The organism is Jutongia sp., assembly GCF_057878315.1.
Genome location: NZ_DBLXSO010000020.1, coordinates 17,807 through 33,139 on the forward strand (window position 1 = coordinate 17,807; position 15,333 = coordinate 33,139).

The 15,333-nt window shown below is 47.5% G+C and carries 11 protein-coding genes; all 11 read left to right on the forward strand.

The features are described 5' to 3' along the window. The first annotated feature begins 12 nt into the window (after positions 1-12). The 11 genes from ACZLMD_RS06520 to ACZLMD_RS06570 all read left to right on the forward strand — a co-directional run bounded on the left by ACZLMD_RS06520 (position 13) and on the right by ACZLMD_RS06570 (position 15,259). Positions 13-1,242: a glycosyltransferase family 4 protein gene (locus ACZLMD_RS06520; RefSeq protein WP_482522385.1), complete on the forward strand. Its 1,230-nt coding sequence runs from the start codon at positions 13-15 to the stop codon at positions 1,240-1,242. After that, positions 1,208-2,134: a glycosyltransferase family 2 protein gene (locus ACZLMD_RS06525; RefSeq protein WP_482523524.1), complete on the forward strand. Its 927-nt coding sequence runs from the start codon at positions 1,208-1,210 to the stop codon at positions 2,132-2,134. The genes ACZLMD_RS06520 and ACZLMD_RS06525 overlap by 35 nt, the downstream gene beginning before the upstream one ends. A 32-nt stretch (positions 2,135-2,166) precedes the next feature. Beyond that, positions 2,167-3,882: a glycosyltransferase family 2 protein gene (locus ACZLMD_RS06530; protein ID WP_482523525.1), complete on the forward strand. Its 1,716-nt coding sequence runs from the start codon at positions 2,167-2,169 to the stop codon at positions 3,880-3,882. A gap of 71 nt (positions 3,883-3,953) precedes the next feature. Then, the gene (gene glf, locus ACZLMD_RS06535) at positions 3,954-5,045 is read left to right on the forward strand and encodes a UDP-galactopyranose mutase (RefSeq protein ID WP_118561194.1); all 1,092 of its coding nucleotides are present in this window, start codon (positions 3,954-3,956) and stop codon (positions 5,043-5,045) included. Between the two features lie 65 nt (positions 5,046-5,110). Then, positions 5,111-5,818: an Ig-like domain-containing protein gene (locus ACZLMD_RS06540; RefSeq protein WP_482523070.1), complete on the forward strand. Its 708-nt coding sequence runs from the start codon at positions 5,111-5,113 to the stop codon at positions 5,816-5,818. A 204-nt stretch (positions 5,819-6,022) separates the two neighbouring features. Next, the gene (gene htpG, locus ACZLMD_RS06545) at positions 6,023-8,107 is read left to right on the forward strand and encodes a molecular chaperone HtpG (protein ID WP_482523071.1); all 2,085 of its coding nucleotides are present in this window, start codon (positions 6,023-6,025) and stop codon (positions 8,105-8,107) included. Between the two features lie 252 nt (positions 8,108-8,359). After that, positions 8,360-10,474 carry an efflux RND transporter permease subunit gene (locus ACZLMD_RS06550; RefSeq protein WP_118561160.1) on the forward strand — a complete coding sequence of 705 codons (2,115 nt, stop codon included), beginning with the start codon at positions 8,360-8,362 and terminating at the stop codon, positions 10,472-10,474. 28 nt (positions 10,475-10,502) lie between these two features. Beyond that, complete coding sequence (locus tag ACZLMD_RS06555; RefSeq protein ID WP_118561158.1) at positions 10,503-12,833, forward strand: hypothetical protein; 2,331 nt, start codon at positions 10,503-10,505, stop codon at positions 12,831-12,833. A 61-nt stretch (positions 12,834-12,894) separates the two neighbouring features. Beyond that, entirely contained in the window at positions 12,895-13,491 is a 597-nt protein-coding gene (locus ACZLMD_RS06560) for a TetR/AcrR family transcriptional regulator (RefSeq protein ID WP_022307067.1), read from the forward strand. 36 nt (positions 13,492-13,527) lie between these two features. Then, positions 13,528-14,664 carry a [FeFe] hydrogenase H-cluster radical SAM maturase HydE gene (gene hydE / locus ACZLMD_RS06565; protein ID WP_489495386.1) on the forward strand — a complete coding sequence of 379 codons (1,137 nt, stop codon included), beginning with the start codon at positions 13,528-13,530 and terminating at the stop codon, positions 14,662-14,664. Continuing rightward, positions 14,624-15,259 (forward strand): winged helix-turn-helix domain-containing protein, encoded by a 636-nt coding sequence (locus ACZLMD_RS06570; RefSeq protein WP_022307065.1) that lies wholly within the window; start codon positions 14,624-14,626, stop codon positions 15,257-15,259. The genes hydE and ACZLMD_RS06570 overlap by 41 nt, the downstream gene beginning before the upstream one ends. Positions 15,260-15,333 lie beyond the last annotated feature (74 nt).

The window sequence follows — 15,333 nt, forward strand, 5'->3', positions numbered from 1 at the left end:
GGATATTGGAATATGAAGGCATTGATAGTCACAAGGGTGAGCGGATTTTTGCCGCAGTTTGAAGCCAATAATGTGAAGATACTGCAGGAGATGGGCTTTGAGGTTCATTATGCTGCTAATTTTAATACGGTTGTATACGGAAAGGATAATCATCGTCTGGACGGGATGGGTCTGACCTGTCATCAGATCGATTTTGAGCGTTCACCGTTCTCGCCGGGCGTAAGCAAAGCATACCGGCAGTTAAAGAAGCTTTTAGAGCAGGAGAATTTTGACCTGATCCATTGTCATATGCCGATGAGTGGTGTTGTGGCACGTCTGGCAGCACAGGCGGTACGTAGGAAAACAGGACGCAAGGTGCCTGTTCTTTATACGGCGCACGGTCTTCATTTTTATGAGGGAGCACCGTGGAAGAACTGGATCTATTATCCGGTGGAGCGTTATCTGTCCCGATTTACGGACAGATTGATCCTGATCAATGACGAGGATTACCGCAGAGCGCAGAGCTTTCCGGTGCGTGGGAGCGTAGAGCGGATCATGGGAATCGGCATGCGGCTGGATGCACTGCAGGACAGCCGGAAGACCGATTATACCATGGGGAAGACCGATGCAAAGGTGGATCTTTATGAACGCTACAGCATTCCGGACAATTATGGAATACTGATCAGCGTCGGAGAGCTGACGAAGCGAAAGAATCATATTGTGATGATCGATGCGATGAAAGAGCTGTTGGATCTTCCTCTGGTCTATGTGATCTGCGGATCGGGACCGTGGGAGGACAAGCTTAAGGAGCATGTGAAGGAGCAGGGGCTTGAGAACCGCGTCAAGTTTGCCGGCTATGTGGATGAGGTGCCGGCGATGCTTCGCAAGGCAGATTGTTTTGTGTTTCCGTCCTTTCAGGAGGGACTGCCGGTAGCTGTGATGGAAGCAATGGCAGTGGGACTGCCGGTGATCGCCACAAGGATCCGCGGAATCACTGATCTTCTGGAACATACGCAGGGCGGTTATCTGGTCGATGACTGGGAGCCGGAGAATTACGCCGTGAAGGTGCGCCGTATGTTTTCGGAACGGGGCGGCAAAAGTGAGACAGACCGCGAGACGAGACGAGGTGAGATGGGACGATGGAACCGCAGAAGAGTCAGGGACTTTGCTCTTCCGGTGGTAGAGCGCAAAATGCGTGAGATTTATCAGTCCGTGATGGAGGAGATCAATGAAAACACTACAAATACTGATGTCAACCTATAATGGAGCCGAATATATCAGAGAGCAGCTTGATTCGCTTCTGGAGCAGGACTGTGAGAAATATGCGAAGGCATCCTTTCAGATACAGATCCGGGATGACGGTTCGGTAGATGGAACACAGGATATTCTGGAGGAATATGCCGTAAGATATCCCGGGAAGCTCCATTGGTATCAGGGAGAGAACGTCGGCGTGATCCGAAGCTTTTTTGAACTGCTTTCGCGGGCGGACGAGGCTGATTATTATGCGTTCAGCGATCAGGATGATTACTGGATGCCGGATAAGATGACAAGTGCCATCGAACGTCTGGAGACAATGACAAAGGAGAAACCGGCACTTTACTGCTGTAGGCCAAAGCTTGTCGATCAAAAGCTGCAGCCGCTTACCTCAGAGATTGAACGGCCGCCGATGCGTCCGGGCTTTTGCAATGCCATGATCGAGAATATTGTGACAGGCTGTACGGCGGTATTTAACCGGGTGATGCGTGATATGATAGCCAGGGAACTTCCGCAGTTTACGGTGATGCATGACTGGTGGCTTTATCTGACAGCAGTCTGCTTTGGTGAGATTTATTATGATGAGACGCCGCATATTTGTTACAGACAGCATCAGGGCAATGTTCTCGGAACCAAGACAAAGCGCATGGATGAATGGAAAATGCGCCTGAAAAGATTCCGGGGCAATCGTGGGAATATCAGTCATCAGCTGGAGGAGTTTGTCCGTATTTTCGGGCAGACGGAACCGGACAATGAAAATATTAAACTCGCAGTAAAATTTCTGGAGGTTCGCAAGTCTTTCGTGGCAAGAAGCCGTTTCTTAAAGGAGTCAGGGATTTACAGACAGCGTCCGGAGGATGATCGGATCTTTCATATTATATTGCTGCTTGGTAACTATTAATACAGGAAAGGATCGGAGGAGACAGGCAGTTCATGAGCATGTTGGCAAAGGTTGGCAGATTCTGCCGGGATTACGGTGTCATTTATACTGCAAGAAAGGTACTTTACCGCACCTACATCAAATATTATCTGGGGGGCAGATACTGTCCGTTTGCAATATCGGAGGAGGAGCGAAATAAGCAGTCTGCCTGGGTGCCGGATAGAAAGGTAAAGATCAGCATTGTGGTACCGCTTTACAATACAAACGAGGAGTTTCTGGTGCAGATGCTGCAGTCTGTGATGGATCAGACCTATGCGGACTGGGAACTTTGTCTGGCAGATGCCAGTGATGATGAGGCATGCCGTGCGAGGATTGCAGAGCTTGTGCATAAGGCACAGGAAAAGGACGGGCGCATAAGCTATCAGAGACTTGCGTCCAACGAGGGAATTTCGGAGAATACCAACCGTGCGATCGAAATGAGCACAGGCGACTATATTGCGTTATTGGATCATGATGATCTTCTGCATCCGTCAGCACTTTACGATGTGATGCAGCAGATCAATTATCATCAGGGAGAGTTTGTGTATACGGATGAGCTTTCGTTCGACGGAACAACAAACCGTGTGCAGAATATCCACTTCAAACCGGATTTTTCGCCGGAAAGTTTTCGCAGCAACAATTACATCTGTCATTTTTCTGTATTTTCCAGACGCCTTCTGGAAAAGGTGGGAGGCTTCCGGAGTGAATTTGACGGAAGTCAGGATTATGATATGCTGCTTCGTCTGACGGATGAAGCGGACAATATCTGTCATGTATCAAGGGTTCGTTATTACTGGAGGATTCATGCCGGCTCTGTGGCATCCTCCTCTGCGGCAAAGCCGTATACGATAGATGCCGGGAAACGGGCCTTGGAGGAGCATCTTATGCGCCGCGGGATTGTCGGCAGAGTGCAGGCGGCAGAGGGCTATGGACCGTTTTACCGGGTACATTATGATGTGCCGCAGGATACAAAGGTGCTTGTAATGGCAGAGACGGAGCGGCTGGCGGAGAAGCTTAAAAAGGAGTTGTCCGGGCTTCCTTATGAGATTGAGATCCACCCGGTGGTGCAGCCGAGGTTTGATGTGGATGAAAAGCAGTTTGATGTAATCGTGATGGTGCGTGCCGGATACCGCCCGGATCAGCCGGACGGGGCATGGCTGACGGAGCTTTTGTCCTGCCTTGTGCCAAGGGAGAATATGGTCGCAGCGCCGGTTGTCTATGACGGTCGGGGAAGGATCTTTCATGCGGGCTATGGTTATCGTCCGGACCGTCCGGAACAGATCATGAGCCTGTACCGGGGCGTGCCGGGAAAGGATCCCTCCTATATGTACCGCCTTGCATTCAGGCAGAATGTTTCTCTGGTGGGAGGTGCGGTGCTTGCTGTCCGGGAAGAGGTATACAGTGACTGGGTGGAGGAAAATCTGGAGGTGGGAACCAAGAAATGGAACGGCTGGGGTGCCTTTTCAGATCAGACCTGGTTTTCTTTTTGCCTCAAGGCGAAAAAGCGCTGGGGAGACTGCGTATATACGCCGTATGTATCCTTTACGAAGCTGCAGGGGCTGACCTGGCGCCAGAAGCAGAGATGCTCAAAGGCGAGTCAGGAGCACTGGCATCTGTTTTTTGCGATGTGGGATCGCATGCTGAAGAAGGAAGACCCGCATGGCAATCCGGGCATGAATATTTTTGGAAAATATTATTTTTTGGGTAAGAGCAATACTTTACTTTTATAATTTAGTGCGTTATGATAATAGATGCGGTTAAGACCGGCAGAAAAGCCGGAACCGTCACACAGGAGGGAAATATGAAGTATGATTATTTGATCGTGGGCGCAGGTCTGTTTGGCGCGGTGTTTGCGAGAGAGATGACGGATCAGGGAAAGAAATGTCTTGTCATTGAGAAGAGAGATCATATTGCAGGCAACATTTATACCGAAGAGGTCGATGGGATTCATGTTCATCGTTATGGTGCACACATTTTCCACACTTCTGACAAAAAGATCTGGCAATATGTAAACCGGTACACGGAATTTAATCAGTATATTAATTCACCGGTTGCTGTTTACGGGGACGAGCTTTACAATCTTCCGTTTAATATGAACACGTTTAGTAAGATGTGGGGGATTAAGACACCGGCGGAAGCAAAGGCGATCATTGATAAACAGATCATGGATGCCGGGATCGGTGAACCTGCAAATCTTGAGGAGCAGGCGATCCGTCTGGTGGGAACGGATGTGTATGAGAAGCTGATCAAGGGGTATACCCAGAAGCAGTGGGGCAGGAAATGTACGGAGCTTCCGGCATTTATCATAAAGAGACTGCCGCTGCGTTTTACCTACGATAATAATTATTTCAATGACCGTTATCAGGGAATCCCGATAGATGGCTATACGAAGATGGTAGAACGCCTTCTGGATGGAATCGAGGTACGGTGCAATACGGACTATTTTAAGGTTCGTGAACAGATTGAAGCGGATACAACGGTGTATACAGGACCGATTGATGAATATTTTGGATACAGTCTGGGACATTTGCAGTATCGTTCTCTGCGGTTTGAAACAGAGAAGTTAGACTGTGAGAATTACCAGGGGAATGCCGTGGTGAATTATACGGCGGCGGATGTGCCATACACGCGTATTATCGAGCATAAGCATTTCACGTTTGGCACACAGCCGGTGACGGTGATCACCAGAGAGTATTCTTCCGAATGGAAGCCGGGCGAGGAACCATATTATCCGGTCAACGATTCCAGAAATACGGAGTTGTATCAGCAGTATCATGCACTGGCAGAGAAGGAGAGCGGTCTGATCTTTGGGGGAAGATTGGGACAATATCAGTATTTTGATATGGACAAGGTGATCGCATCTGCTCTGGCATGTGCAGCGTCACAGAAGTAACAAGGGGAACTGTGACAGGAGAATGGATTAAATGGGGCGATGGCGGATAGAAATGGAGGAATAATATGAGATCCGTTATGAAGCGAATGATGGTAATTGTAATGATCGTGGCAGTTCTTACTGCACAGATGCCGGGGAAAGCAGCTGCGGCAGCAAAGCCGATCATGATGTCGTTGAACTACAGCACAGTTCTGGTGAAAGTGCATGGGAAACAGACACTGGGTGTTTCATCGATTGCGCCAAATGGAGCAAGTAAGGCGGTGAAGTATGAGATCGCCAACCGAAAGGTCGCAACCGTATCCAAAAAGGGTGTGGTCAAAGGAAAGAAAATAGGAGTAACAACAATTCGTGTTACTTCAAAGAAAAACAAAAAACTTAGAAAGTTGGTCAAGGTTATTGTAGCAGACAAGGTTCCGACAAAGGTAAAGATGTCTTCTTCATTGAAGATGAGGGTTGCACAGAAAAAGACCTTAAAGGCATCGGTCAGTCCTGCAAAGATGTTGAAAGTATATAAGAAGGGATCCTGGATAAGTACAGATACAGAGACGGTGTCCGTATCCTCGAAGGGAGTTCTTACTGCACACAGGGAAGGAACAGTTTCCGTTATATTTACAACATTGAATGGAAAACGTGCAGTCTGTCAGGTGACAGTGATGGCCGATCAGGCAGCTGCGGCTACAGCTACAGCTGTTCCGGCAGCAGTGAATACGCCGGTACCGGCACAGCCTTCTTCCGGTGCAGCAGTGACAAGCGCCGGTGCAGTAACACGGTAGACACAGAAGAATATCAGATACATAATTTAGCACTCTTTATGAAAGAGTGCTAAATTTTTCTTGACAATTATTTTATTTCGTACTAAGATATCTACCAGAATGATTGTTAGCAGTCGATAAGAGTGATTGCTAATTGACAAAATGGCAGATTTTTTTGCATTTCAGACAGAATGCATATAAAGGAAGAAACAGGAGGTTGTAATTATGCAGATGGAAAAAGGCAGTTTATCAATTGAATCAGAGAATATGTTCCCGATCATTAAGAAATGGTTATATTCGGATCATGATATTTTTGTTCGCGAGCTGGTGTCCAACGGCTGTGATGCGATCACGAAGTTAAAGAAGCTGGAGGTTATGGGAGAGTATGATTTCCCGGAGGACTATAAGGCGAGCATTCAGGTTGAGGTAAGCCCGGAGCATAAGACATTGTCATTTACCGATACCGGTATCGGCATGACGGAGGCTGAGGTTAAGGAGTATATCAATCAGGTTGCATTTTCCGGTGCGACGGATTTCCTGGAGAAATATAAGGACAAGACAAATGAGGATCAGATCATCGGTCATTTTGGTCTTGGTTTTTATTCCGCATTTATGGTTGCAGACAAGGTAACAATCGATACCCTTTCCTGGCAGAAGGATGCGGTTCCGGTTCACTGGGAGTCCGAGGGCGGCATCAATTTCGAAATGTTTGACGGAGATAAGAAGGAAGTCGGAACGAAGATCACACTGTATCTGTCCGAGGACAGTGTAGAGTTTGCAAATGAGTACCGTATCAAGGAGATCATTGAGAAATACTGCTCCTTCATGCCGGTGAATATTTATCTTTCCAAGGAAGGAGCCGAGCAGGAGTACGAGACGATCGACGCAGCAGATATCCGTGAGGATGATGTCGTTGTTGAGAAGTTTACCGAGGAGGCAAAGACCGAGGAGAAGGAGAATGAAAACGGCGAGAAAGAGACCGTTGAGATCTCACCGGCTAAGGAAAAGGCAAAGATCAACAAGCGTCCGGTATCCTTAAGTGATACGACACCTCTGTGGATGAAGCATCCGAATGAGTGTACCGATGAGGAGTACAAGAGTTTCTACCGTAAGGTATTTAATGATTACAAGGAGCCTTTATTCTGGATTCATCTGAACATGGATTATCCATTTAATCTGAAGGGCATTTTATACTTCCCGAAGGTAAATACACAGTATGATAATCTTGAGGGAGTGATCAAGCTCTATAATAACCAGGTATTTATCGCCGATAATATCAAAGAAGTTATTCCGGAGTTTCTGATGCTGTTAAAGGGTGTGATCGATTGTCCGGATCTGCCACTGAATGTATCACGAAGCGCACTGCAGAACGATGGCTTTGTTAAGAAGATTTCTGACTACATTACCAAGAAGGTTGCGGACAAGCTGTCCGGTATGTACAAGGTTGACCGCGAGAATTACGAGAAATACTGGGATGATATCAGTCCATTCATCAAGTTTGGCTGCCTGAAGGATCAGAAATTCCAGGAGAAGATGAAGGATTTTATCATCTTTAAGAATCTGGACGATAAGTTCATTACCCTGCCGGAGTATGTGGAGAATGTCAAGGGCAATGATGAGGAGCAGCCGGAGGTTGTGGATGCTGAGGATGTCGCAAAGGAGGAAGCCGGCGAGGAGACCGAGACGAAGGAAGAGGAGCCGACGACCGTTTACTATGTGACGGATGTACAGCAGCAGAGTCAGTATATCAATCTGTTCAGGGAGCAGGGAATGGATGCTCTGATCCTTGCGCATACGATTGACCAGCCATTCATCACACAGTTAGAGCAGAGTGAGGATGTCAAGGTACACTTCCAGAGAATTGATTCCGATATTTCCGATTCCATGAAGGAAGAAGGCGATGAGGAGACATTAAAGAAGCAGACAGAGACACTCAGTGATGTCTTCAAGAAAGCGCTCGGCAAGGATCAGCTTGAGGTGCAGGTCCAGAATCTGAAGAATGAGAATATCTCTTCTATGATCACGTTGTCCGAGGAGACACGCCGTATGCAGGATATGATGAAGATGTACAGCGCAGGCGGCATGGGCATGGATATGAGCATGTTTGGCGGCGGAGAGACTCTGATCTTAAATGCCAACAACGCTCTGGTCAAGTATATCCTTGAGCATACAGAGGGAGAGCATGTCGATATGTTCTGCAAGCAGCTTTATGATCTGGCAATGCTTGCCAATAAGCCGCTTCCTGCAGAGGAGATGACGGATTTTGTTGCACGCAGCAATGAGATCATGCTTCTTCTGACACAGGAGTAATATAATGTCCGGTGCAGACCGGATATGCATAAATTGTACCAAGAAGCCGGTGTTTTGGGGCATCCCAGAGCATCCGGCTTCTTTTGTTGAAAATATGCACAAAGGATTGCGGGATAAGTGATAAATAATTGACATTTTTTTGTTAATAAGAATATTGACCAATGGTCATTTTTGTGATATAGTACCCTTTAGATTAAAGAAAATGACTACCGGTCATTTTTTGAAAAATGAAAAGAGAAAGGAAGGAAAGTCATGAAGAAACTTGCAGAATTTATCACCAAGCATAAAAATATCATTATTTTGCTTGCTGTGATCCTGCTGATTCCAAGTGGGATCGGTTATGTTTCTACGAGAGTGAATTATGATATTCTGAGTTATCTCCCGGACAGTCTTGAGACGGTTAAGGGACAGGATGTCATGGTAGATGAGTTTGGTATGGGTGCCTTTTCCATGATCGTTGTGGAGGATATGTCGATGAAGGATGCGGCAGCCCTGGAGAAGAAGATCGAGGCGATCGATCATGTGGAGGATGTCCTCTGGTATGACGATGCACTGGATATCTCCGTGCCGACCAAGATGATGCCGGATAAGCTTCGGAAGGCATTTTTTAACGGAGATGCGACGATGATGATCGCGCTCTTTGATAATACGACGTCGGCGGATGATACGATGGATGCGATCGCCAATATCCGTAAGACGGTTGGAAAGAGTGCATTTGCCGCCGGTATGTCCGGTGTCGTTACCGACATCAAGGATCTGGCGCTCAAGGAAATGCCGGTATACGTTATGATCGCAGCAGCTCTGGTGCTTGTGGTGCTGCTGATCACGATGGAGTCGTTTGTGACACCGTTAATTTTCCTGGCGACGATCGGTATGTCGATCGTGTATAACCTTGGAAGCAACTTTATGCTGGGTGAGATCTCGTACATCACACAGGCGTTGGCGGCGGTGCTTCAGCTGGCGGTCACGATGGATTATTCCATCTTCCTGCTGGAAAGCTATGAGGCGAACAAGGAGAGATTCCCTGACGATAACAAGCGTGCGATGAAGCATGCGATCACGAATACCTTCGTATCCGTATCGAGCAGCTCCCTGACAACGATCGCCGGATTCCTGGCACTTTGCTCCATGACCTTCCGTCTTGGTACGAATATCGGAATCGTTATGTCAAAGGGTGTTATCATCGGTGTGATCGCCTGTGTAACTGTTCTTCCGGCATTGATCCTCACTTTTGACAAGGCAATTGAGAAAACTTCTCATAAATCACTCTTGCCAAATCTGGACGGTCTGTCTAAGATAATTGTGAAGTATCACTGGGTAGCACTGGCACTGTTTGTTGTGCTGATCGCGCCTGCAGCTTATGGTAATGCCAACTACAAGATTTACTATAACATTGATTCGTCTCTTCCAAAGACGATCCCTAGTGCAATCGCCAATGATAAGCTTTCCGAAGAATTTGATATGAGTAATATGCATATCGTTCTGATGAAAAACGGCGACCTGTCCGCAAAGGACAAAAAGAACATGAGCAATAAGATCGAGGAGGTTGATGGAGTAAAATGGGTGATCGGTCTTAGTTCGCTGATCGGACCGAACATGCCGGAGAGCATGATCCCGGACAGCCTGCGGGATATCCTTCAGACGAAGGATTACGAGCTGATGTTTATCTGCTCGGATTACAAGTCGGCGACGGATGAGGTCAATGCGCAGATCGCGGATATCAATAAGATCGTAAAGAGCTATCAGAAGGGTGCCATGGTTATTGGTGAGGCACCGCTGATGAAGGATCTGCAGGATGTAACGGATGTCGATCTGAAAAATGTAAATACGATCTCCATCGCGGCGATCTTCTTGATTATCTTGATTACCTTTAAATCCATCTCAATTCCGATCATTCTCGTATCGGTTATTGAGTTTGCAATTGCCTGCAACATGTCCGTTCCGTATTACACGAATACATCGCTTGCGTTTGTAACGAGTATCGTTATCGGAACGATCCAGCTTGGTGCGACCGTCGATTATGCGATTCTGATGACGAGCCGTTATCACAAGGAAAGGATCAACGGAGCGACAAAAGCAGAGGCTGTTGGAATTGCCCACAGAACTTCGATCAAGTCCATTTTGACAAGTGGTTTCGGATTCTTCGCCGCAACCTTCGGTGTGAGTCTGTATTCACAGATAGATATGATCAAATCAATTGTAACCCTGCTTGCACGTGGTGCAGTGATCAGTATGATCGTTGTTATCTGCATCCTTCCTGCAATGCTCTGGCTGTTTGACGGAGTGATCGTGCGGACTTCTTGGGATATGCGCAAGGCAGGAATTGTTCAGCGAGACAAGGCAGCAAAGAAAGAAAAGTTATCGTAAAGAGGATTAGCAGAAAGGATGTATTGTTATGAGAAAGAATATGAAACGAATCTTAGCGTTAGGCTTAACAGGTCTTCTGACAGCAGGTCTTCTGACGGGCAGTGTGGAGTATGCCGGTCATACATTCGCAGTAGATGCCATGGCAGCAAGTGTGTCAAGCACAGAGAAGGTTAAGACAAGCGAGTCAGGCGGACTGGATAAGGAGGATGTATCCAAGCAGGAAACAGTATATGTCAATACAGATGCGGCAGGTCAGGTAAAGGATGTTGTAGTATCTGACTGGCTGAAAAACTCCGGCATTAACGGAACCGTAAAGGATGTATCTGATCTGACGGATATTGAGAATGTTAAGGGTGATGAGAAGTTCACACAGAGCGGTGATTCCCTGACATGGAATACCGGTGATAAGGATATTTATTATCAGGGTAAGACAGACAAGAATCTGCCGGTAAGCATGAATATTACTTATAAGCTGGATGGTAAGGAGACAGCACCGAAGGATCTGATCGGTAAGAGTGGTAAGGTCGAGATGACGATCAAGTATACAAACCACTCTAAGCAGACCGTTTCACTGGGGGGAAAGCAGACAGATATTTATACACCGTTTATGATGGTGACAGGAATGATCCTTCCGGTTGATAAGTTTGAAAATGTAACAATTGACAATGGTACACTCGTATCTGAGGGTGACAATGATGTTGTTGTTGCTTATGGATTCCCGGGTCTGGCAGAAAGTCTTGATCTGGATAACCTTGACTTTGGTGATGATATGGATATCGATACCTCAAAGATCAGTGACAAGATTACCGACACTGTTACGATCAAGGCGGATGTCAAGAATTTCGAGATGAATTCCACTTATACAGTAGCAACGAATCAGCTGTTCAATGAGCTTGATTTTGACAAGATTGATGATATGGACGATTTTACGGATAAGATTGATGATCTGACCGATGCTTCTTCTCAGCTTGTCAATGGAAGTAAGAAGCTTCATGAAGGTACGGAGAAGTTAAGTGACAGCTTTTCCGAATATGCAGATGCGGTTAAGACAGCCAAGGATGGCGTAGGTACACTTAAGGATGGTGCCGGTACATTAAAGACCGGTATCGTAAGTTATACAAAGGGAACCGATAAGCTGCTTAATGGCGTGACCACTTATGTAAAGGGTGCCAAGACACTTTCAAAGGGTGTGCAGGCGTATACGACAGGAACAAGCCAGCTGGTTGATGCAATTGGTCAGCTTCGTACCGCAACAAAGGATCTTCCGGCACAGTATGAGAAGCTCGGGAGCGGTGTAGATACCTATGTGGCTTCTGTTAATAAACTTCTGGCAAAGGACAATATGGATCAGATGACGACAGGAACCAAGAGCTTAAAGGAGGGCATTGGTCAGCTGGATGATGGTCTTGGTCAGGCACAGCAGGGTGTTACTGCCCTGAATGCAGCAGCGAACAAGCTGAAGAAGACAGACGAGCTGGATCAGTGTGTTGCAGGTCTTGAGGCAATGGAGAAGCAGTACGAGGCAGCCGCAGCAGCCGGTGATGCCAGTGCAAAGCAGGCAGCCGCAGCACTTCAGGGCGCGATCCAGTATATTCAGGGCGGCGAGCAGGTGGCCGATGCTGTAGATGCAGCAACAAACGGCAAGGCAGATGGAGATGCCGATAAGAATGGTCAGACAGATCTGGCAGTCGCTCTTGCAACTATGAAGGCAGCAACCGACAAGACTGCAACCGGACAGAATCTGTACACAGGTGCAGCTTCTCTGGAGACGGCAGCCGGCACAATGTCCGGCTATGCATCACAGCTTCGTGACAGCTCCAAGGCTCTGACCGATGGAAATGCACAGATGAAGGCAGGCGTGACACAGTTATCTGACAGCATCAATCAGATGAACACAGCGGCAGGAACGCTGACGGACAATAACAAGGCACTTAACGATGGTGCATCCGGACTGATCAAGAATGCATCCACGATTACAAAGGGAGCAAAGAAACTGACTGGCAACAGCAGCAAGCTTCGCAAGGGAGCAGTGCAGCTTCAGCAGGGAACCGGCACACTGTTTGCCGGTATGACAAAGCTTGTTAATGCAACAGGAGCCGTTTCAGATGGCATTTCTTCCCTTAATGATGGTGCTTCTACTCTTGAAAACGGTATGAACGAGTTCGATAAGCAGGGTATCAGCAAGATCGCAGATGCGGTAACGGAAATGTTAGACAGTGCAGATGATCTGAACGACAGACTTTCCAAGATCAGCAGTATCTCCGGTGATTACACAAGCTTCAGCGGCAATGCGGATGGAATGGACGGAAGTGTGAAGTTCATCATGGCAACCGAAGAGCTGACAGCAGACGAAGATTAATCAAAGAACTTCAGATGTCCGGCGACAGATGACGTCCGGGCAGATAGAAATGAGGGATGATATGGCTGAGCGTGTTGCAGAAAAAAAGAAGCAGAAGCAGGAAGCTCTGCTGATGTCGGCATTCGAGCTGTTTACCTCCAAGGGAATCAATAATACCTCCATTTCCGATATTGCCAAGCAGGCAAAGATGGCGAAGGGAACCTTTTATCTTTATTTCAAAGACAAATACGATATCAGGGATCGTCTGATCGCCAACAAAGCAAGTAAGCTTTTTGAATGTGCCAAGGAAGCAATGGAGAATCAGGAATTTTCCGGTTTGGAAGATAAAGTTATTTTTCTGGTCAATCATGTCGTAGATCAGTTAAATGAGAATAAGGCACTGATGCGTTTTATCTCCAAAAATCTCAGTTGGGCGATGTTTTCCCATATCCGTATTTCCAATATGGGGAATATGAACTGTATGGATATCTTTGATGATATTCTGGGAGAATCCGACAGGAACTTCCGACAAAGGGAATTGATGATCTATATGATCGTGGAGCTGGTTAGTGCATCCTGCTACAGTGTGATCTTAAACGGAACACCCTGTAGTCTGGAGGAGTTAAAGCCTGAGTTAGACAGAGCAATATGTGGACTGATGAAGCAGTTTGAAGAATAAAGGGGCATACAATAAAAGAAGAGGATACCCGGGTTGATGAGACCGGGTATCCTCTTGCGTTTCTGTAGAAAATATGGCATCATGAAAGGTAAGAACATAAGAAGAGGAGGCGTTGGAACAGTGAATGAAGGTCTGCAGGAGTATGCACACCGTCTGCGTGTGATGGGACAGTTAAGCAGTGCCGAGTATGCGGAGCTTATCCGTTTCCGGGATGGGGAGCTCTTACAGCTTTTGTGCAGCTATACGGAGCAGATCCGCAAAAGCAGACCGGATTCATCCATTATGTGGGTGGGAACCATTGACCTGACCTCCTATTGCAAGAATAACTGTTATTATTGCGGCATGCGCAGAGATAACCGGTTTGCTGAGCGTTACCGGATGAGCACGGAGGAAGTGGTGGCGTGCTGCCTGGAAGGATTGGAGCATGGAATTTCCTGCTTTTTGCTGCAGGGTGGCGAGGATCTGTGGTATACACCGGATGTGGTTGCAGACATGATCCGGCGTATCTGTAGTCTGTCGGAGGATGTGACGGTACTTTTGTCCCTCGGCGAGAAGTCAAGAGCAGTTTATCAGAAATGGAGGGATGCCGGTGCGACCGGGTATATTTTATGTCATCAGACCGCCAATGACAGCTTTTATAGGAAGCTTCATCCGGCGCAGATGTCCCTTCTTCGCCGGAAACAATGCTTGTGGGAGCTAAAGGAGCTTGGCTATCTGGTGGGAAGTGGTTTTATGATCGGCACACCGTATCAGCGTGTGGCAGAGCTGGCGGACGAGTTTGCGTTTCTGAGACAGCTTGCACCGGATATCATGATGGTCGATACCTTTCTGGCGGCGAACGGGACGCCGTTTGAGCAGGAGCGTAACGGTATGCCGGATCTGACCTATCTGATACTGTCCCTGCTGCGTCTGTCGTTTCCGGATATTTATCTGCCGGTATCACAGACGGTAGAGCTTACGGACAGAGAAGGCGTTTTGCGCGGTGTGCAGGCGGGAGCAGATATGGTACTGGCGGATCTGACACCGGAGCCGCTTCGTAGGAAGTATCACTGCTTTAAAGGACGGTTAATGCGTGGTCAGACGGGAGCAGGGAAGCTGGAGAAGTATCGCAGGAGCCTGCAGGAGGCACATTATGAGATTGCAGATATACACAGACGAATCGGACAGCGGTGAGCGGCTGATCCGGGCGGTGAAGCAGGAGGGCGTGACGGTGGTCCGTGAGGAGACAGAGGATGCAGATGCGGTGGTACTTTTTCTGAATGGACAGGAGAGTGGCTTTCGCAGACTGGAGACACTCCGTATAAAGTGGCAGTGTCCGGTGGTTGTCGTCGGGCATGAAGAGCGTGTTTATTGCTATGAGGAGATCCGAAGTCTGGAGCTTGGTGCGGACGATTATGTTCCGGCAGGGACTGCGTCCAATGTACTGCTTCTTCGTCTGCAGAGATTATTTCGCCTGTACCGGGGACAGAACGGACCGTTTTATTACCGGAATGGTCTTTTGGAATGCCGGGACAAAAGAGACTATGAATGGCAGGGAAAGCCGCTTTGTCTTACCGGCAAAGAATACCAGCTGCTTCATCTTCTGCTCACTCATGCCGGGGAGGTTGTGACGCTGCAGGAGATCCTGCGGCAGGTATGGAATCAGAAGGAAGAGGCCACAGATGCATTAAATACAATGCTTCGCAAGCTTCGTGGAAAATTACAGGGAACACCGTTTAAGATTGTGAACCGGTATGGCATGGGGTATCAGATCACAGTCGGTCAATGATGGCAGTATTTGCAAAGTATGGGACAATAAATGAATATTTGTTGCGTATATTGTTATATAGAATGAGTGTACAC